Origin of the sequence: Methanomethylovorans sp. (assembly GCF_050177135.1) — an archaeon.
In the GTDB taxonomy this organism is placed as follows: domain Archaea; phylum Halobacteriota; class Methanosarcinia; order Methanosarcinales; family Methanosarcinaceae; genus Methanomethylovorans.
On record NZ_JBFXHJ010000001.1, the window covers coordinates 45,061 to 66,200 of the forward strand.

20 protein-coding genes and 1 pseudogene are annotated in these 21,140 nt (G+C 43.4%); 20 read left to right on the forward strand and 1 reads right to left on the reverse strand.

Going from position 1 to position 21,140, the window contains the following annotated elements:
* The first annotated feature begins 15 nt into the window (after positions 1-15).
* The 16 genes and pseudogenes from AB7U21_RS00245 to AB7U21_RS00320 all read left to right on the forward strand — a co-directional run bounded on the left by AB7U21_RS00245 (position 16) and on the right by AB7U21_RS00320 (position 13,368).
* Positions 16-708 carry a ribosome assembly factor SBDS gene (locus AB7U21_RS00245; protein ID WP_333786419.1) on the forward strand — a complete coding sequence of 231 codons (693 nt, stop codon included), beginning with the start codon at positions 16-18 and terminating at the stop codon, positions 706-708.
* Positions 709-719: 11 nt separating this feature from the next.
* Positions 720-1,538, forward strand: coding sequence for an exosome complex RNA-binding protein Rrp4 (rrp4, locus tag AB7U21_RS00250; protein WP_428386360.1), 819 nt, complete (start codon positions 720-722; stop codon positions 1,536-1,538).
* Between the two features lie 63 nt (positions 1,539-1,601).
* Entirely contained in the window at positions 1,602-2,585 is a 984-nt protein-coding gene (gene rrp41, locus AB7U21_RS00255; RefSeq protein ID WP_333786417.1) for an exosome complex exonuclease Rrp41, read from the forward strand.
* Positions 2,566-3,357, forward strand: a complete 792-nt coding sequence (rrp42, locus tag AB7U21_RS00260; RefSeq protein ID WP_333786416.1) for an exosome complex protein Rrp42 — start codon at positions 2,566-2,568, stop codon at positions 3,355-3,357. Before rrp41 ends, rrp42 begins: the two co-directional genes overlap by 20 nt.
* 62 nt (positions 3,358-3,419) lie before the next feature.
* On the forward strand, positions 3,420-3,707 hold the full coding sequence (locus AB7U21_RS00265) for a 50S ribosomal protein L37ae (protein WP_292353232.1): 288 nt from the start codon (positions 3,420-3,422) through the stop codon (positions 3,705-3,707).
* Positions 3,708-3,719: 12 nt separating this feature from the next.
* Positions 3,720-3,857 (forward strand): DNA-directed RNA polymerase subunit P, encoded by a 138-nt coding sequence (locus tag AB7U21_RS00270; protein WP_292353231.1) that lies wholly within the window; start codon positions 3,720-3,722, stop codon positions 3,855-3,857.
* A gap of 4 nt (positions 3,858-3,861) precedes the next feature.
* Complete coding sequence (locus tag AB7U21_RS00275) at positions 3,862-4,317, forward strand: rRNA maturation protein (RefSeq protein WP_428386363.1); 456 nt, start codon at positions 3,862-3,864, stop codon at positions 4,315-4,317.
* Between the two features lie 8 nt (positions 4,318-4,325).
* Entirely contained in the window at positions 4,326-4,580 is a 255-nt protein-coding gene (locus tag AB7U21_RS00280) for a KEOPS complex subunit Pcc1 (protein WP_333786414.1), read from the forward strand.
* Between the two features lie 48 nt (positions 4,581-4,628).
* Positions 4,629-4,982, forward strand: a complete 354-nt coding sequence (locus tag AB7U21_RS00285) for a prefoldin subunit beta (protein WP_333786413.1) — start codon at positions 4,629-4,631, stop codon at positions 4,980-4,982.
* Positions 4,983-5,059: 77 nt separating this feature from the next.
* Positions 5,060-6,034 (forward strand): annotated as a pseudogene (locus tag AB7U21_RS00290) (DHH family phosphoesterase).
* Between the two features lie 30 nt (positions 6,035-6,064).
* Complete coding sequence (locus AB7U21_RS00295) at positions 6,065-7,369, forward strand: phenylacetate--CoA ligase family protein (RefSeq protein ID WP_428386366.1); 1,305 nt, start codon at positions 6,065-6,067, stop codon at positions 7,367-7,369.
* Positions 7,370-7,410: 41 nt separating this feature from the next.
* Positions 7,411-7,848 (forward strand): ACT domain-containing protein, encoded by a 438-nt coding sequence (locus AB7U21_RS00300; RefSeq protein ID WP_333786411.1) that lies wholly within the window; start codon positions 7,411-7,413, stop codon positions 7,846-7,848.
* A 92-nt stretch (positions 7,849-7,940) separates the two neighbouring features.
* The gene (locus AB7U21_RS00305) at positions 7,941-8,297 is read left to right on the forward strand and encodes a DUF2103 domain-containing protein (protein ID WP_298685224.1); all 357 of its coding nucleotides are present in this window, start codon (positions 7,941-7,943) and stop codon (positions 8,295-8,297) included.
* A 16-nt stretch (positions 8,298-8,313) separates the two neighbouring features.
* Complete coding sequence (locus AB7U21_RS00310) at positions 8,314-9,300, forward strand: methanogenesis marker 12 protein (protein WP_428386368.1); 987 nt, start codon at positions 8,314-8,316, stop codon at positions 9,298-9,300.
* Between the two features lie 517 nt (positions 9,301-9,817).
* The gene (locus AB7U21_RS00315; protein ID WP_333786409.1) at positions 9,818-12,190 is read left to right on the forward strand and encodes a glycosyltransferase family 4 protein; all 2,373 of its coding nucleotides are present in this window, start codon (positions 9,818-9,820) and stop codon (positions 12,188-12,190) included.
* Between the two features lie 2 nt (positions 12,191-12,192).
* Positions 12,193-13,368 carry a glycosyltransferase family 4 protein gene (locus tag AB7U21_RS00320; RefSeq protein WP_333786408.1) on the forward strand — a complete coding sequence of 392 codons (1,176 nt, stop codon included), beginning with the start codon at positions 12,193-12,195 and terminating at the stop codon, positions 13,366-13,368.
* Between the two features lie 140 nt (positions 13,369-13,508).
* Here AB7U21_RS00320 and AB7U21_RS00325 read toward each other — a convergent pair whose 3' ends face one another.
* Complete coding sequence (locus AB7U21_RS00325) at positions 13,509-16,088, reverse strand: LVIVD repeat-containing protein (protein WP_428386371.1); 2,580 nt, start codon at positions 16,086-16,088, stop codon at positions 13,509-13,511.
* Between the two features lie 464 nt (positions 16,089-16,552).
* Between AB7U21_RS00325 and AB7U21_RS00330 the strand changes: the two genes are divergently transcribed.
* The 4 genes from AB7U21_RS00330 to AB7U21_RS00345 all read left to right on the forward strand — a co-directional run.
* Positions 16,553-18,382, forward strand: a complete 1,830-nt coding sequence (locus AB7U21_RS00330) for an MASE3 domain-containing protein (protein WP_428386373.1) — start codon at positions 16,553-16,555, stop codon at positions 18,380-18,382.
* Positions 18,383-18,609: 227 nt separating this feature from the next.
* A complete protein-coding gene (locus AB7U21_RS00335) occupies positions 18,610-19,188 on the forward strand; it encodes an XRE family transcriptional regulator (protein WP_333786405.1) in 579 nt (192 codons plus the stop codon).
* 14 nt (positions 19,189-19,202) lie between these two features.
* On the forward strand, positions 19,203-19,613 hold the full coding sequence (locus AB7U21_RS00340; protein WP_333786404.1) for a thioesterase family protein: 411 nt from the start codon (positions 19,203-19,205) through the stop codon (positions 19,611-19,613).
* Positions 19,614-19,645: 32 nt separating this feature from the next.
* Positions 19,646-21,140: AMP-binding protein (locus AB7U21_RS00345; protein ID WP_428386376.1), on the forward strand; the 1,495-nt coding region annotated here is incomplete at its 3' end.

Consider the following 21,140-nt stretch of genomic DNA (forward strand, 5'->3'; position numbering starts at 1 on the left):
TGTGGGGGATATAAAATGGTATCTCTTGATGAATGCGTTATTGCAAGACTTAAGAAAGGCAAAAATCACTATGAGGTCTTTGTTGAGCCTGAGGGAGCACTGGCACTGAAAAAAGGGGATGAAGTAAATGTCGAAGAGATCATTGCAGTCGAATCCATTTTTTCTGATGCTGGACAGGGGGAACATGCATCCGAATCCGATCTTCAGAATATCTTTGGCACACTGGATGCCCTGATCATTGCAAAGGAGATCATTTTACATGGAGAACTTCAGTTAACCAAAGAGCAGAGAAAGCATATCCTTGACGAGAAGACAAAGCGTATAATCAGTACGATCGCACAGAATGCAATAAATCCGCAAACCAAAGCTCCTCACCCTCCTTCAAGAATAGAGAAGGCCATGGAAGAGGCAAAAGTCCATATTGACCCATTCAAACCCGTAGATGAACAAGTGATGATCGTGATGAAGGCTATCCGCCCGATCATACCTATACGCTTTGAAGAAGTACAAATAGCAGTCAAAGTACCAGCGGTATATGCTCCAAAATCATATGGGGAGATCGCCAGGTTTGGGACCTTGGTCAAGGAACAATGGCAGCAAGATGGTTCATGGGTAGGTGTTGTTAAAATGCCGGCTGGAATGCAGAACGATTTTTATGGTCTTGTGAACCACCTTACAAAGGGTGATGCTGAAACTAAACTTTTATAAGAGGCTAGATAATGGATAGAGAAATTGTAGTTCCGGGTCAACTTCTTTCTGATAATACGAATGATTCGGGCTCCGGAACCTATGTAAAGGAGGGAAAAGTATATTCCCTCCTTTATGGAGTAGCTAACATAAAGAATAAGATATCTGTTATTCCATTTTCTGGGAAGTACATTCCTTCCAGAAAGGATTTTGTCATAGGTACTGTTTTTGAGACAACCTCTTCAAACTGGATCTTTGATATTGGCTCTCCTTATGATGGCCTGTTGCATGTATCAGAGTACCCCCGACGGGTGGAATCATCCATGATGAGGGAGATATTTAACATAGGAGATTGTGCTATCCTCAGAATAAAAGATGTTGATGCCTCCATGAAGATAGAACTCACCCTCCGAGAGAAGGGATTAAGAAAGATCAAAGGGGGCAGACTGCTTGAAGTGCCTTCCACAAAAGTTCCCCGCGTCATAGGGCATAACGGTTCCATGGTCTCCATGTTAAAGAAGGAAACAGACTGCGAGATATTCGTGGGGCAGAACGGAAGGATATGGATAAATGGTAAAGACGAGAATATGGATAAGCTTTCAGAAGCTATTGATATGATCATCCGTGAATCCCATACTTCCGGCCTGACAGACAAGATCAGCCGGTTCCTTCAGGTAGAAGAGGAAACCGAAGATACAACTGTGTATGAAGAAACTGGAGACACTGATATCGGGCAGGAAGAGGTTGTGGAAGATATAAATTCTGCAGATGAGGAATACAGTGAAGACCAGGAGAAAGTTGACGAAACCAGCAGAAAGGTAGATCAGCTACTGGATACAGAGGAAAACTGAAAGTTTACTGTATGTTCTGCACATGATCAGAAAATAGATTTAGTATATATTGGAGAATGTATTATGGCTAATAAACCTGAGAAGTTCATTGATGAGAATGGCCTGCGCCTGGATGGACGGGCAGTTGATGAGATCAGGCCCATGACCATCGAGATAGGTGTCTTATCAAGGGCTGACGGTTCATGTTATTTAGAGTGGGGTAAGAACAAGATACTGGCAGCAGTATATGGTCCTAGGGAACTGCATCCCCGCAGGATGCAGAAACCTGATGAGGCCATAGTGAGATACAGGTATAATATGGCAGCTTTTTCAGTTGAGGACAGGGCAAGACCCGGACCAAGCCGAAGAAGCATTGAGATCTCAAAAGTTAGCAGGGATGCTTTTGCCCCTATCATAATGACAAAATATTATCCCAGTGCAGTAATAGATGTTTTTGCAGAGGTATTGCAGGCTGATGCAGGCACCAGGACAGCAGCAATTAACGCTGCATCCATCGCTCTTGCTGACGCCGGTATTCCGATGAAGGGGCTCATATCGGCATGTGCTGTAGGTAAAGTTGATGGACAGCTGGTGCTGGATTTGAACAAGGATGAGGACAATTATGGGAACGCAGACCTTCCCATTGCCATGACCCAGGACGGAGAGATATCCCTTCTGCAGATGGATGGAGATCTTACAAAGGAAGAATTCAAAAAAGCACTGGAAATGGCAACAGAAGGCTGCAGACAGATCCTCGAGATCCAAAAGGAAGCCTTGAAAAAGAAGTTCGCATCTCATGAAGAGGTCGTAGAAAGCCTGGTAGAAGTTGCTGAAGAAAAAGCCGAGGATATCCAGAACGAGATCGAACTGATAGAAGAGGATTTTGAAACATCTGAGTTTGACGATGAAGAAGGCATCGAAGTGATCGTAGTTAAAACAGATGTATCTGAGCCTGCTGATGAAACTTCAGGAGAGGGTTTCACAGAACTTACTGAAGATGAAGAGTCAAAAACAGATGAACCTGAGGACCCTGAAGCAGAGAAGGTAGGTGAAAGATATGAGCAGTGAAGTAATGGCCTCACTTAAGAAGGATTACATCTACAACCTGATGCTCAAAGGGAAAAGGGATGATGGACGCTCATTCGACGAGTATCGAAAAATTACTGTGCAGACAAATGTCATTGATAAGGCAGAAGGTTCTGCAAAAGTGTGTATAGGAGAGACCCAGGTACTGGTAGGGGTCAAACTGCAGGTAGGAGCCCCATTTTCTGATTCACCTGACGAAGGTGTGATCATCACAAATCTGGAGATGAACCCGCTTGCTTCACCGGACTTCGAAGCAGGACCCCCAAAAGAAGGTGCGATCGAGATGGCAAGGGTCACCGACAGGGGGATTCGGGAATCAGGCGCAATTGATTTAAATAAGTTATGTATTACGGAAGGAGAAGAAGTCTGGATCGTATTCATAGATGTGCATGTACTGAATGACGATGGCAATCTTCAGGACGCATCATGTCTTGGTGCGATCGCTGCCCTCATGACCTCAAAGGTCCCTGCTGAAAGAGAAGGCAAGGGAGAGGACATGATGATGCCGATCAGAGATATGCCTATAGGTGTTACACTGGTGGACATTGGCGGGGAATTGATGGTAGATCCGGGACTTGCAGAGGAAACTGTAGCAGATTCAAAATTGACCATATCATCCAACCAGAACGGTGCGATCTCTGCGATGCAGAAAACAGGAGAAGGCATGCTGACACAGGAACAATTGTTGAAAGCAGTGGACATGGCATGTGCTAAAGCTGAAGAGATCAGAGAAAAATACCTGCTGAACATCTGAGGGCAAATGGTCATTTATATAAAAAGTTAATTTCAGTATACTGAAGATCAAGGAGAATGCTCATGGCAAAGAAATATTCAAGGAAAGGACGTGTGACCAGATCTGCAGGGAGATTTGGTGTGAGATATGGTAGGAAAGATCGCAAACTGGTTGCTGATCTTGAAGAAAAGATGCATATGCCCCACACCTGTGCAAAATGTGCGCGTCCGACCGTAAGGAGAATAGGAACAGGCATCTGGCAGTGTAAAAAATGTGGCTATACTTTTGCCGGCGGCACATTCCTGCCTCAGACACCTGTAGGCCTTACAGTTGCCCGTTCTGTAAAGAAGGCGACAGAGATCCTGGAGTGAGTGATAACAACTATGGGATACAAGTGCACACGCTGCAAAAAAGTGGTAGAGATAAATTATAGGGCTCTCGGTATACGCTGCGACTATTGCGGACATCGCATACTTGTCAAAGAAAGGCCTACCTCTATCAAAAGAATAAAGGCCGAGTAGAAGTATGTTAATTACTTCTTCTCGTAAACCTTCAATAAATACCAGGGCTCTTTGCAAAGACCTTGCTTCTTTTTTTCATTGTGAGAGTATCAACCGTGGCAAGATGGGAATGAAAGAAGTGCTTTCCCTGATAGAAGATACTCCTGGGCCATTATTGATAGTCGGAGAATACCACGGAAATCCCGGAAGCTTGATATTCTATACGCCGGATGGCAGGGAACTTATTTCTATTCGGATAAGTGTAACTGCTGTAAAGAAGCTTCAGAAAAAGGTATCTCCTAAAACACCGCCTGTAGCAACCGGGCATGCCGATATTGCACCTATCCTGGCGAAGATACTTGCAATAGAATTAGTTGATGAGCCTGCTTCTCCCCTGGTTCTCAACATATCGAATGATCAACTCGATTTTATGTATGAAGGCCAGGAACTTTTCAGGTTGAACATTAGAAGTATCCGGTAGGTGATCCATTGGAAGCAACTGCAGAATCGGTCTTTGAAACTGACAGAGCACTTCTCATTTATAGGTCCCTGATACCCGAGATAGGAACAACGGTCACTGAGCGATCAGAAATATCTCTGCAAGTGCTGGAAGATAGACTTATATTGAAAGTGATCGCATCAGACCTGGTCTCTCTGCGTTCCACAATGAACACCTGGTTACGCCTGATACAGGTAGCATATGAAGTACTTGGGCATACCAGCATGGAACTGCAGTCCAATTAGAGAAACATTAAAATCATTTAAGGTTAATTCAGATTCAGGTGAAACCACATGAGTACGCAAATACCCCCTCAAGTACAGAACCAGATCGCTCAGTTGCAGCAGGTTCAACAGCAAGCGCAATCACTTGCCATTCAGAAATCCCAGATGGAAACGCTGCAGAAAGAATCTGAACTTGCTCTTGAGGAACTTGAAAAACTTCCAGATGATGCGGTAATATACAGGGCGGTAGGTGACCTCCAGATAAAATCTGAAAAGCAGGAAACTATTTCCAAGCTTAAAGAGAAAATAGAAACATTATCTTTAAGGGTCCAATCTATCTCAAGACAGGAAGAACGCATTTCAAAACGCTTTACTCAACTGCAGGAACAAATACAGCAGTCAATGGGCCAGCAGGCACAATAAGTGCTCTGTCCTTTCCCCTCCCTCTCTCTCTGCTTTAATGCTCATATTACTTTATTAAGTGATGAGTAGAGGTTTCGATGCAGGTTGATGAAATAGAGTTCTATAACCGCCTTCTGGACTTCAATAAGATATTATATCTATGTCACCGGAACGCCGATCCGGATGCAGTTAGCAGCGCCTTTGCACTTGCCGAAGCACTTGGTGGAACAGTCGGGCTTGTAGATGGCTGTAATAAGATGGCTGCACTACTTATCGATAAGCTGGGAATAGATGTTATTGATAAACCTGATCCCTCTGAATACGTTATCACTCTGGTTGTAGATACTTCCACCAGTTCCCAGCTCAATGATATCTAGCGTGGGACGTCTTGCGTGATAGACCATCATTCCACAACGGCCCTTACAGAGAATGCTGAATTTTACCTGCACCGTAACGCTACATCCACAGCTGAGATAGTGTTTGATATACTCAAATGTATGGATGCACCGATCATGCGGCGCACGGCACTTGGTCTGCTTACGGGTATAGTAACAGACACCGGGCATTTTAAGCATGCAACAGCCGAAACTTTCCGTAACGTTGCGGAAATAGTCATTACCAGTGGAGTGGAATACGCAGATGTGCTGGAAATGATGGCTGCAACCCCTCAGGATATATCCATGAGGATAGCAATGCTTAAGTGTGCCTCCAGAGCCACAATAGAGAGAATAGATGATTGGCTGGTGGTTTGTTCACATGTTAACTCCTTTGGTGGTGCAGCATCCTCTATGTTCCTGAACATCGGTGCAGATGTAGCTTTCATTGGTACTGAAAGGGATGACACGATCCGGGTGAGCGGCCGTGCCAAAAGGGAAGCTGTTAATGCCGGGGTTAATCTGGGAAAGATCATGGAAGAGATAAGTTTCAGGTATGAAGGCACAGGCGGGGGGCATGCAGGAGCAGCCGGAATAGATGTAGTGGCAGATATGAACGAAGTACTGAACGAATGTAAGGAGCGTGTCAGAATGATATTGGAAAATAAACCCAATCCATCAATCTGCGAATCCTTCTGATATCCATATTCCATGAACAGAGGCGAATATATGATAGAATACTGGAATCCTCTTATCGAAAGAATGCCCCTTGGGGAGCTAAACAAATTACAGGAAGAGAAACTGAAAAGTATAGTGAGATACGTTTACGAGCATTCTGACTTTTACAGAAAGAGGTTCGACGAAGCAGGAATAAGACCCGATGACATCAAAACCCTTGCAGATGTCACTAAATTGCCATTTACATATAAAAAAGACCTGAGGGACACTTATCCCACCGGGATGTTCTGTGTACCCAATGAACAGCTTGCCCGTTTCCACGTATCTTCAGGTACAACAGGAAAACCCACTGTTGTCGGATATACAAAGAATGACATTCACGAGTGGGCAACATCACTTGCAAGAGCCATGACTTCAATAGGTGTCGGAAGGGGAGATATTATTCAGGTAAGCTATGGTTACGGCCTGTTCACCGGAGGGCTCGGCCTGCATTATGGTGCTGAAGAAGTGGGCTCTACGGTATTGCCCACAAGTTCCGGTAACACAGAAAAGCAGATAGAGCTTATGAAAGACCTGGGTACTACGACTATGGCATGTACGCCATCCTATTTCCTCTTCATGACAGAAGTGGCAAAGAGCATGGGAATAAGCCTGAAGGATGACACTAAACTTAAGATCGGTATATTCGGAGCCGAACCGTGGTCGCAACAAATGCGTTCAAGGATCGAAGAGATCACGGGTATCAAAGCTTATGACGTATTTGGGACGTCGGAATTAAGTGGCCCTCTTTTCACTGAGTGTACATATCAGGATGGTATCCATATATGGGCAGACCAGTTCCTGATAGAAGTAGTTGACCCTAAGACAGGGGAATCTTTACCTGACGGGGAAAGGGGAGAGCTCGTGATCACCACACTTGCCAAGGAAGCCTTGCCGCTTATAAGATATCGCATCGGTGACAATACGGTGCTCAACAAGGAACCATGCAGATGTGGAAGGACACATCCTCGTATCATGCGGATACTTGGCCGTGTGGACGATATGCTTATCATAAGAGGTATCAATGTTTTCCCAGGACAGATAGAGTCCGTGCTCATGAACATTCCAGAAGTAGGAGAACACTTCCAGATCATCGTTGACAGAGTTAACGAGCTTGATGTGATGACCGTGCAGATAGAAATGACCGACGCTGCCTTTAGCGACAAGGTGAACGATATAATAAAGCTTGAAGGGAAAGTGGCTTCGGCTTTGCATAAAGTATTGAACCTTGCCGTGAAGGTCGAACTTGTGGATCATGGAAGTCTCCCGAGGTCTATGGGAAAATCCAAGAAGGTCATCGACAACAGGAAATTATAACAACTGATACCGCATTAAATAATTGAACAGATGGTGGTCCTATGGAAAACAAGATAATAAAACAGATATCACTGTTTTCAGAGAATAAGCCTGGAAGGCTTGCAAACATCGCAGATAAGTTCAGGGATGCAGGAGTGAACATCCGGGCTTTCACCATAGCTGAAGCTGGTGACTTTGGGATCATAAGGATGGTTGTGGACGATCCCGACCTTGCACATGAGGTATTGCATGATAGTGGTTTCACGGTCTCGGAAACTAATGTGCTTGGAGTAGAGATGGAAGATGTTCCCGGCGGGCTTGCTAAGATAGCTGATGTGCTGGGCAAGGAGAACATCAATATAGATTATGCCTATGCTTTTGTCACAAAGACAGAAAAAGCACTGCTCATCCTGAGGGTCAGCGATATAAAAGCTGCAGTTAATGCTCTGGAAAGAAATAGCATTAAGTTGATAGATATGCGGGATATAGAAGGTATTTGACCTCTATCCTATTTCTTTTTTAGACTTCCTGATCTCGCTATTTGGAAGACAAACCACTACGAATTTATAGGACGTATTAGAATTCCCATGAGATGAAAGAGGACATCAGGCAGTGTTCTACGGTCGCACAACCCCACAATAAGATCGGGGGCTCCCATACGACAATAATTGGGGGCAGGCACGGAAAAAAACTTGTGCGGCTCATCAGCCTTCATACAGAAGTTAAGAAGATAGTTCCTTCAGTGATCACTGTGAGAGGAAAGAACAATCCTGGTGGTCTTATCATTGGCAAAGTACTGCGACCGGATGACAGAGGCAACCTGAGGCTTCTGATCTCACACGGTACTTCTTCCCAGGAACTGAGGATAATCACGACTGTGGGAGATGTGCAAAGTGGAGAGCGCATAATGAATGAACTGAACCAGATGATAGAGGAACATTCAAATTGATTGGAGTAAGGGTAAAATGATCTATGTCGGAGTGGACCATGGCACGACAGCAATGAGATTCACTGCGTTGTTCGAAGGAACACACGAACCTGTGAATCTGGAAATACTACGCACGGATGCAGCGGCCATGTCAGGGGAACAGATCATAAGTGCCCTTGAAAAAAGTTTCGGGATTGGCAGAGAAGATATAGGGCTTATAGCAGTCACCTATTCTATGGGTGATGGTATCACTGCTATAGAAGATATCCACACTGTGCAACACAGAGGTGTCCAGAGCATAGAAGGCGCCGGTCAGAAAACAGGAGGTGGGTCAAAGGTATTTGATGCCATACTTAATTCCGGCATACCTGCAGTAGTGATACCAGGGATCCACGAAGGTAGTAACACTGATCCCAGAATGAATATATTTTCTCATTCCACCAGTCCAGAAAAGATAGGTATTGCATACCACGCCTTTTGTAAGGGATCTCAGGATTTTGTGCTATCAGACATCAGTTCGAACACTGTGACCCTGGGGGTAGCACAGGGAAGGATAATAGGAGCCATAGATGCCTGCATATTTGCACCCGGCCTGCACCATGGACCGTTGGATGTGAGAGCTATCCGCGAAGTTGATAAGGGACAGAAAAGTGCTAATGAGGCATTCACAAATACCGGTGTGCTCAAAAGAGCCGGTTATTCTGGCAGGCAAGAGTTAATTGATGCTGCAGACAGGAAAGAACCAAAGGCTTTACTGGCGCTTGATACACTGGCGCTCTTTGCTGCCATGGAAATAGCCAGCATGCAGGTGCTATTGAAGGATTACGGTGTACATGGCATTGTCTTTATAGAAGGTTCAGTAGCTGAGATACCATATGTCGTTGAAAAGATAGAACAGCACCTTGGAGTACAGAGTCATGTACTTGACAGATGGAGTGCTGCTATCGGTTGTGCTGAAATTGCCAGGGACATTGCCATGGGTGCAAGGGAAATACTTGGCCTTGAAGTGAAGTACGGATTGTGAAAGGCTGTGGCATTCCTTACGGATGCGGAGGAAAAAGGATGCTGTAACTCAAAAAGGTTCCTGATGTATCGCCTCTGTGTGAGCTCATGACACATCATCTGCAGTTACAGATACACAATTGCATTCATCTTGTGAAAAGGAACAGAGAGAACAGCGAATGAAAAAAGATCAAAATAACCCACATTTGAACCCGGGATATGGTGCATTATTCTTTTCTTATTGAGTGCAAATTGATATTAGAGAGAACAACACACTAAAACTAATATTCACCAAACCTATATATAAGTAAAGCGTTACCAATTGACAGATTTCTACAGGATCGTCTTTGAAAGGATGGGTTAAATGCTAAGGGTGAGGAATAAGTCCTGGGATATTCACAGACAATGCTAAAGCATCTTGATAAATATTATTCTGAACGCTCATGTCTTATCTATGATAACATCAACATGCCTGAAAATTGACCCTGCGTAGAAATGGGATTTTGCAAATACGGAAAAGGATGAGTAAGAGGTATAATATGAAAATTGCAATCATTGCACCAAGTCCTGTACCTTTCACTATCGGAGGAGCTGAACTGCTGTTCAGTGGTATGCAGGATGCCATAAACAATTATACTTCACACCAATGTGAACTCATAAAACTGACAACTAAAGAGAATACCTTCTGGGATCTGGTTGAATCATATTATAAATTCTATCAATTGGACCTATCACATTTTGATATGATCATTTCCACAAAATATCCTTCATGGATGGTCAGACATCGTAACCACATAGTATATATGGTCCATCCTTTAAGGGGACTGTACGATACATATCATTTGTGTAATGATGATCCGGAAGTTCCTGCTCAACTCAGAACCGGCCTTGTTAAAGAGATCCTTGATATCACTGAGATCCGGATCAGAAAGGACAAGAACGTAGAAGACCTGTTCCAGAAACTATTCCAGCTGAGATCCGAACAGGATAATTACACAAAAGAATTATTCACATTTCCAGGACCATTCATAAGAAAGATCATCCATTTTCTTGATCGTTGGGCATTGTCATATGAGAACATCAGAGAATATTTTTCTATATCGGAGAATGTAAAAAAACGGCAAGATTACTTCCCGCCTTCTGCACGGGTCAAGGTCATATATCCACCTTCAAAGATAGAGGATTTTGAGTGTCGTGGCTTTGAATACCTTTTCACTGCAAGCAGGCTGGACAGCCCAAAGCGTATAGATATGCTGATCGAGGCGATGAAATTCGTTCCACATAACATCAGGTTAAAGATCGCAGGTGAGGGACCCGAAAAGGCCAGGCTCATGGAACTGGCTCAGGGTGATACAAGGATAGAATTCCTTGGGTTCGTTACAGAAAATGAACTGGTAGACCTATATGCAAATGCTCTTGCCGTCCTGTTCGTTCCTCAGGATGAAGACTATGGTTACATCACCATTGAAGCAATGATGAGTGCCAAACCTGTTATAACAGCATTTGACAGTGGTGGCCCCCTGGAATTTGTGTCGGATTCAAAAACCGGGTTTATAGTTGACCCTGAACCTAAACATATCGCAGATAAAATAAATTATTTCGTTGAACATGTGGAAGAAGCCAGAAAAATGGGACTTCTTGCAAATGAAAAAGTAAAAAAGATCTCATGGAATGACTTTGTAGCTAAACTGATAGGAGAAAGAGATATCCGATCCCAGAGAAAAAAGAAGGTCCTTGTATTGGCTACTTACTCCTGTTATCCGCCAAGAGGGGGAGGCCAGCAAAGGCTATATAATATATATTCCAGACTTGCAAAGAAATTTGATGTGACCATTTGCTCCATAATTGAAAATGATAAGGAGGAGCAGAAACTTATCTTGAAGAATGGACTGACACAAATATGTATTCCACAGAGCATCGAACACGCAAGGTGCCAGTGGGAGATAGAAGGAAAGACTGGTTTGAACCTATATGATGTCCTCATGATAGATCTTGTTGAAAGATCAGAGAACTACATTGAAAAAGTAAAAAAGCTGGCTGATGACGCCGACATAGTTATATTCTCACACCCATACCTTTTTGTGCTGAAAAACTGGGTCGATCTGAATGAAAAGATCATCGTATATGAATCACACAATGTAGAATACCTTCTTAAAAAGGACTACGCAGGTATCCGTTACTCTCAAAAGGTATTCGATATTGAGAAAGAAGCGGCTGAAAGGTCGGATCTTGTTTTTACAACCTCTGATGAAGATAAGGAGCATCTGATGCTCTTATATGGCATTGCCCGAAATAAGATCCTTGTAACTCCTAATGGAGTGGATGCATCAAAAATTGAACTTATAAGCCTGGAAGAAAAGAAGCAGCTGAAAAAAGAAGTTGGACTATCTGATCACCGCACTATTCTATTTATTGGTAGCTGGCATCCCCCGAATTTGGAGGCTTTAAAGTTCATTCTGGATGAGATCACCAGCAAATTATCGGACTGTGTTTTTTTAGTTATCGGAAGTATAAAACATTATTATATGCACGAATATGAAGATTTCCCGAAAAATGTTCTGGCTTTCGGTGTTGTCGATGAAGATGAGAAATATGAGCTTTATAAGCTGGCAGACCTGGCCATAAATCCCATGTTCAGCGGCTCGGGAACGAATTTAAAGATGCTGGACTATATGAGTGCAGGCATCCCCACCATCAGCACTCCTACAGGTGCAAGAGGTCTGGATATTGAAAATGGGATACATGCCTTGATATGTACCGAAGATCAGATGCGTGAAAAAATAATCGAACTGATGAACACGGAAACCTTACGAAATAGGTTAAGGCTAAACGCGAGGAAACTTGTTGAATCCAGATATTCGTGGGACAAGATCGCAGCATCCATAATTGCAAAATTGAAGGAGATAGCTTAAACTTGAAGATAGCTTTTGTTGTCCAAAGGTATGGAGAAGATATTGTCGGAGGTGCCGAATACTTCACAAGACTGGTAGCCGAGAGAATGAGACAATACCATGAGATAGAAATTCTTACTACCTGTGCAGCAGAGTATCATTTCTGGAAAAATGAATATCCTGAAGGTCTTGATATAATAAGTGGGGTTCGTATACATAGGTTCAGGAACGCAGCAAAAAGAAATCCAAATAAACATACAAAGATACAGGAAGCTGTTTATTACTCTGCACATACAATAAACGATGAGATCTCATGGATAAACGAACAGGGGCCAAATTGCCCCGGACTGGTGCAGTACATTTCCCATAACAGGGATAACTATGATTGCTTTGTTTTTTTTACATTCCGATATTATCCAACATATTATGGGATAAAGGAGGCTGGAACCAGATCGCTGATCGTTCCCTTTGCTGAAAATGATCCTGCTCTTGACCTTAGCACAACAAAAGAGATATTTGAAAGTGCAAATGGGATTATATATTGCACACCTGAAGAGAAAAAGCTGGTTGAAAGAAAAGTGGGTATCGGAAAAGAAAAAGTATCTGACATTATAGGGTGTGGGATAGAGGTTCCAGATAGTATACAGCATACTGAAATGCTGGAACGTATGGATTATGTGCTATATATTGGCAGGATCGAAGGATCAAAAGGTTGTTATCAATTATTCGAATACTATCAGAGATTACTGAAGGAGTTTCCGGACATTCCCACCCTTGTACTTGCAGGCCTGGATGCAATAGAGATACCAAAGCACGAGAAAATAAAATATCTTGGTTTCATCTCCGAAGATGAAAAATATTCTTTGCTGAGAGATGCGCAATTTTTGATAATGCCTTCACCTTATGAAAGCTTATCTCTGGTAACCCTGGAAGCAATGGGCTGTGGAACAGCAGTATTGGTCAATGGTGAATGTGACGTGTTAAAAGGACATTGCCTGAGAAGCAATGCAGGTCTGTGGTATCAGAACTATGAGGAATTCAGAGAATGCTTCAGATATTTCTGCTCAAATGATCAGATAAAAGTTAAGATGGGTGAAAATGGAAAAAGATATGTGGAAAAGAATTATTCATGGGACACAATTGAAAGAAAATATTTAGAATTGTTTAGCTCATTTGATCGTGGCCAAAAACAAACTTAAGGCTGATCTTCATTGAACAGATTTTTAAAAAAGATTGGGTAGAAGTTTATTTCCCACCATAAACTTCTACATCCGTACAAAAGCACACCATAGTTTTCGAATATTCTGGCTATTGCTAACTCCTTTTAAAAAAAAGGAGATCATGTCCAGGTGCCTGCAACAGGGGTCACACCTGTCCAGCCAAGACCTATGATCTCATGTCCTGAGTCAGTCTGGATCACGAAATTGTTTCCTGCAGTGTTGTACACACCAAGATCGGTAGTGTTGTCTCCGTCCCAGTCGCCTACAATAGGTTCAGTGTTTGCCCAGCCGAATCCTATTTCACCAACGCCCGACAGAACCCAGGTACCATCATTGTTGTATACACCTACTTCTTCAGAGCCATCGCCATTCCAGTCTCCGACTACAGGCGTTACACCTGACCAGCCAAGACCGATGACTTCAGGCCCGGATGTACCCTGAATGACGAAGTTATTTCCATCGGTGTTGTATACACCAAGCTCAGTAACGTTGTCTCCATCCCAGTCACCTACGACTGGCTCAGTGTTTGCCCAGCCAAACCCAATGATATCGGCACTATTATTAGTTGTGTTCCACAGAGCCCAAGTACCCTCATTGTTGTAAACACCAACTTCTTCAGCACCATCACCATTCCAGTCTCCAACGACAGGCGTTACACCAGACCAGCCAAGACCAATTATTTCAGCTCCAGATGTACCCTGAATAACGAAGTTGTTTCCATCACGGTTGTATACACCTACTTCTTCAACTCCGTCTCCGTCCCAATCGCCTACTATAGGTTCAGTGTTTGCCCAGCCGAATCCGACTATTTCTGCATATTCGAGAGTTGTGCGCCACTGAGCCCAAGTACCATCGTTATTATAAACACCTACACTGTCATAGACATTGTCTGGACGCAGCGTTAAAATTACGAGACCATTACCATGGTCAGCGACATAGAGGTCATTACCTGAAACCGCAACACCATAGGAGGTACCTACTGTGTTGAAACTATCTACAAGGGTCACTGAAGAAGCATCGGATACATTCAGAGCAATGACTCCACGGGTATCATCTGCCACATAGGCATAATTTCCTGAGACAGCAACAGCACTTGCAGATCCGGTAGTATCATAAGTATCAGCAACGGTTATACTGGAAACATCACTGACGTTCAGGACCACAAGACCAGTGCTTTCATCGGCCACATATGCATAGTTGCCTGAAAGGGCGATACCTTGTGCATAGCCTGTGGTATCATAATGGCCTGCAAGAGTCGGCAAGGCTTCATTACTGATATCCACGACCACAAGACCATTGTCACCATCTGCAACATAGGCATAATTATCTGAGACTACGATATCTTCTGCAGTTCCGTTTGTGTCATAAGTACCTTCCGGACTTATGGCAGTCTTCGTACTGATGTCATATATTAAAAGACCACTGGCGTTAGCGGCTACATAAGCATAATCGCCTGAGACGGCAACATCATATGCAAAGTCTCCGAAAGTCGCTGTGTCTAACTCACTAAGCGTTGAACCTGAAGCATCCAGCACTATAAGGCCGCTTTCACCGGCAGCTACATAGACATAATTACCTGATGCTGTAACACCGGATGCAAAACCATCTGTTTCATAAGTGTCTGTGATACTTGCTGAAGAGGGATGCATAACATCCACTTTCAAGACACCACCATGACCGTGGGCTACATAGATATTATCGTTTGCAAAGACAACATCACGGGCATAACCTGCACTGGCATAATTACCAACAATGCTTGATAATAAAGGATTCGTGATATCTACATTCGTAAGACCACTGAAACCGGAAGCTACATAGGCAATGTTGTCTGAGACAGCAACACAATATGAATGTCCGTCAATGCTCTGATTGGCTGCAAGAGCGATATTAGAAGTATCTGTAATATTAAGGATCAAAAGGCCATTGGTCCCATCTGCAACATAGGCATAGGTCCCGTTGACAGCAATGTTCTCTGCGTTGCCACCAGTGTCAAGGGTATCTGCAAGGGCTACGTTGGAAGGATCAGTAATGTTGACAACCGCAACACCAACCGCACCACATGCTACATGGGCATAATTGCCTGATATAGTGATATCTATTGCACCATGATCATTTGTTGCACCCGCAATGGGGAGATAATCTTCAAGTGTTGGGGATGCTGGAGTATTGACATTTACAACAGTAAGGTTCGCACCATCTGCTACATAGGCATACTGGCCTGAAACAGCAACATCCTGTGCATTTCCGGTAGTGTCATAGCGACCTGTACGGGTCATCGACAAAGAAGGAGTTGAGATATCTAGAATTTCAAGACCATCGACACGACAGCTAATGTAGGCATAATTGCCTGAAATGGCAACGCCCATTACGTTACCTGCTCCTGTGTATTTGCCGATCAGGGTTGGAGAAGAAGGAGTAGTAATATCGATTATCAAAAAACCACCCGTGTCGTCTGCCACATAGGCGTTGGTTCCTGATATTACAATATCTGAAACGATACCATCAGTAGTATAAGTTGCTACTTTTGTCGGATCGGCATCATTTGTGATATCCATCACAACGATATCCTGTCCCTGTCCAAGGTAGGCATAATTGCCTGAAACTGCGACCCCGGTAATGCCTCCGCCGAGCCTGCTTACGAAATCCATGTTGATTTCGGCGGCAGTACTGACCCCTGAGACCATTACCAGAAGTAACAATATGATTCCACAATTGATTTTTCTACTTAGATTGGTTTGCATTTTTATCACCAGTCCTTATCAGAGAGGACATAGAATTGTTTTTAAAAAATATACTTCACTTAATATACTGATTTAATTATATTTAGAGCTTTTGATAATCAACTTTTGCACACTTGACATAGATCAGTTGCAACATCTGTATATTCAACAATATGACACATGAAACGTGAAGCAAAACTCGGTTTTTATTCTAACAGAACTCAACGCTGAAACATAAATGGTTAAAATGCAGCTAGTTACGACACACTTTTTTTACAGTATCTTCTCCCACGTTTTACAAAACCGATCTGGTTACAGACATATGCAATTAATGCTCTCAAAAAGTGCTGCGTTGATTCATATGCATAAGTTATATAATAGACATGACCAATATTCCAAATGGGGAAGTGATGAGATAAAACTTTTTAAATGTGGAGGTCGGTTTGAAAACTGAATGGAAGCTCCTTACTGGTTCAGAGGCCATTGTCAGTTTGATCGTCATCACAGCCTTATATTTTGCCAGCGTGTATAGTTACCTGTTGTTCCACACTCTTGTTGAGATGGCCATCATAATTATAGCCGTGATGCTTTTTATGATCACTTGGTTCTCCAAGGGAACCATTCGGAACAATTACCTGCTTTTTCTCGGAATATCTTATTTGTTCATCGCGATCATTGAACTCTTCCATGCATTAGCATACAAAGGCATGGGAGTATTTCCCACACAAGATGCAAATCTCCCTACTCAATTATGGATCGGTGCAAGGTATCTGGAAGCAGCCACTTTCCTTGTTGCTCCAGTGATAATGAAAAAAGAGCTGAAGGCATATTCCACACTGGGGATATATGCCATCATAACAACTATTCTTCTGGTATCCATATTTTCAAACACTTTTCCCGCATGTTACATAGAGGATACAGGACTAACAACTTTCAAGATATACAGCGAATACCTGATAGCAGGCATGTTCATCGGTGCCCTGGGATTGCTCTGGAAGGAAAAAGATCAATTCGAACCTTTTGTACTTAATATGCTGATAGCATCCATAGCGGTTGCAGTACTGGCAGAGCTCGCCTTTACATTGTATAAAGATGTGTATGGTTTCTTTAACCTTACCGGACATTTATTCAAGCTCTTGGCGTTCTATTTTATATACAAGGCAATAGTGGTGACGGCTTTTGTGCATCCCTATGACCTTCTGTCCAAGGACATTGTCAAGAAAGACAATATGCTAAGAGAAGAGAAGGAAAGATTCCAGGAGCTTTTTGAAAATCTTAGTAGTGGTGTTGCTGTACTCGAAACCCTGGACAGAGGCCAAAGTTTTCGATTCAAGGACATAAACCCTGCTGCTGAGAAGTTAAGCTCTATCCATAAAAACGAAGTTCTAGGAAAAAACTTTACTGAGGTCTATTCGGCTGTACACGAAAGTAAGCTTATGGATGTCATTCACAGAGTATGGGAAACCGGGGACCAGATCGTAATTCCAGAACTATACTACCGTGACAGCCGTATTGAAGGCTGGCGGGAGCTATATCTTTACAGGCTCTCTTCCGGTGAGATAGTGATAGTCAGCAAGGACATAACAAAAAGTAAAGAATTAGAAAGATCTCAGGAAAACCTTACTGAAATGCTCATGGTCATCAATAAGATCCTCAGGCATGATATCTCCAATGACCTCATAGTCCTTTCCATGTCCCTGGATGCCTTTAAAGAAAATAATGACAAAGAATACCTGGAAATGTCCCATAAGGCACTTAACCGTAGCTTTAATCGTATACGTGAAATGGGAAAACTGGAGAATGTTATCGCCAATCAATTGGAACTTAAACCGTATGATCTCCATAAAGTGATATCCGAGGTCTCAAAAAACCATCCCATTGAAATAGACATAAAGGATAATTGCATAGTGATGGCTGATGAAGGGCTTTATTCCGTAATGGATAATGTTATCAAGAACGCTGTGGACCATGGGCATGCCACTAAGATAGATATAACTGTAAATCTGGAAAATGACGGAGCATGCAGCATGAGGATAGCTGATAATGGTATTGGGATACCGGCTGAGATCAAACAATATATTTTCAAAGAAGGTTTCAGACACGGAAAAAAAGGCAACACTGGCCTGGGCCTTTACATAGCCCGGGTTATAATGGACAGATACGGCTCCATTGATGTGAAAGACAACGTACCTTCGGGTGCTGCTTTCATACTAAACTTCAAGAGATCCCGGAAAGACGGTGCATTGGACGAAAAAACTGTACCTGCTATTTGAAATGCTTAATGGAGCATCTGATTTTTGAACCTGTGATAGTGTTACTCAGAAGGACATTGGAATGACCGGTAACTTGTATCAGAGGGCAGTTCAATAGATCTCTATACTCTTTTTCAACTTATTTATTTTGATAAAAGCCCCGCAAACGCTGTTTAAATGGATAATTTTTTAACTCACCATTGCGTATGCTTTCAAACCAGTACATTCTAACAAGAAGAGGTAGGAACATGTCAGAGAAGAACCTAGTCGGTAACAAGATCCGTCAGTTGCGCGAAGCACGGGAAATGTCAGTCGAAGAGCTGGCAGAAGCAAGTCACAGCAGTGTGGAACTTATACAACAGCTTGAGAATGGTGCCCTTATACCCTCATTGACACCCCTTTTACAAATAGCCCGTGCACTTGGAGTGCGTCTGGGTACTTTCCTTGATGATGCAACACAGAACACACCTGTAGTTGCAAGGACCGGACGGGCCGAACAGATCGTAAGGTTCTCTGGCAATTGCAAAACCCCCCAAAGAAGCATACTGGAATTCTCATCCCTGGCATCTAACAAATTAGATCGGCATATGGAACCTTTCCTCATAGATGTCCACCCCCTAGGATGTGCAGAGATCAATCTCTCAGCGCATGAAGGAGAAGAGTTCATCTATGTGCTCAAAGGCCAGATAGAGATCATGTACGGAAAAGAACAGTACACTCTCAACGTGGGAGATAGTATCTATTATGATTCTGTGATCCCTCATCATGTGCATGCAGCAGGGGAGCAGGAGGCACAGATCCTTGCAGTAGTGTACACTCCCCTCTAAAGAAGGTAGTTCAGATGTTCACAACAACAGTCACCCCAAGGTTCGGAGATGCGGATGGCCTGAGACATATTAACAATATCGCTATCTCTGAATGGCTAGAACAAGCTCGTAATCCCGTCTTCCGTCTCTTTACACCCGACCTTAGTCTAAGCTATGAGAAATGGAAGCTTATCCTTGCAAGGACCGAATTCGATTACCTTGGAGAAATGTACTATGGTGAGGACGTGGAGATCCGTACATTTATTGTAAGGATCGGCAATTCTTCTTTCACGATAGGTCAGGAAGCCTGGCAAAGAGGGGGACTGAAAGCAAAAGGGCAGGCTGTGACAGTTCACTATGATTTCCTGAACAAGAGATCTGTTCCGATACCTGATGACATAAGGAAAAAGCTCCAGGAACATCTGATCACCGAAGATAGGAAGTGAATGAAAAAGTTTAGATCGAAGGGGGATATGATATGCCGTTTATAGAAGATACCTTAGGCACGGTTTTAGAGAATGTGGTGGCTAATGATCCAGACAGGGAATTCATGGTATATCCTGATAGGGATCTGAGGTTCACCTACAAGGAATTTGATGAACGTGTGAACACATTTGCCAAAGGATTGCTGGCTATAGGCATTGGAAAAGGCGATCATGTAGGAATATGGGCTAAAAATGTCCCTGACTGGCTGACCTTCATGTTCGCCACTGCCAAGATCGGAGCCGTGCTCGTCACGGTAAACACCGCATACAAGAGCCACGAAGTCGAATATGTCATAAAGCAGTCCGACATGAAAGCTCTGGCGATCATCGATGGGTTCAGGGATGTGAACTATATAGATATCATGTACGAACTCGTACCTGAGCTTAAAACACAGCAGCGTGGTAAACTGCGCAGTGAGAGGTTCCCGTTCCTTAAGAGCGTTATATTCATTGGCCAGGAGAAACACCGGGGCATGTATAACAGTGCTGAGATCCTGCTGCTCGGAAAACATGGGAACGAGGAGGAATTTCAAAGGATCAAGGAGTCACTTGACCGTAACGATGTAGTGAATATGCAGTACACATCAGGTACAACAGGTTTTCCAAAAGGGGTCATGCTGACACACAAAAACATCCTGAACAATGGTCTTTCGATTGGAGATCGGCAGAAGTTTACCTCTAATGACCGTTTATGCCTCCCAGTACCGCTATTCCACTGCTTTGGAATAGTTCTGGGAGTAATGGCTGTCCTTACCCATGGAGCAACTCTCGTGATGCTCGAGCTTTATGATCCTCTTATGGTACTGGCAGCTGTTCAGAAAGAAAAATGTACGGCTTTGTATGGAGTTCCCACGATGTTCATCGCCGAATACACTCATCCGATGTTCAAGATGTTCGATCTTTCTTCCTTGCGTACGGGAATAATGGCTGGTTCAACCTGCCCTATTGATTCCATGAAAAGGGTAATAAATGAAATGAACTGCAAGGAAATTACAATTGTGTATGGTCTGACGGAATCGTCTCCCGGAATTACCCAGACCACAACCGATGATCCAATAGAACTGAGAGTGGCGACTGTAGGGACAGTGTTCCCTCATGTGGAAGCCGCAGTGCTGGACCCGGAAACATATGAGCCGCTACCTCCGAATACCATCGGGGAAATATGCTGCCGCGGCTATAATGTGATGAAAGGCTACTATAAAATGCCTGAAGAAACAAAAAAAGCGATCGATAAAAATGGCTGGCTGCATAGCGGAGATCTGGGCACATGTGATGAGAACGGCTACTACCGGATCACGGGCCGCATAAAGGATATGATCATCCGCGGTGGTGAGAATATCTATCCAAGAGAGATAGAGGAGTTCCTGTATACAATCGATGGAGTGAAGGATGCACAGGTAGTGGGTATCCCTGACACAAAATACGGGGAGATAGTAGGTGCTTTTATCATGCTCAACGACGGAGCACAACTTACGGAAGAGGACATAC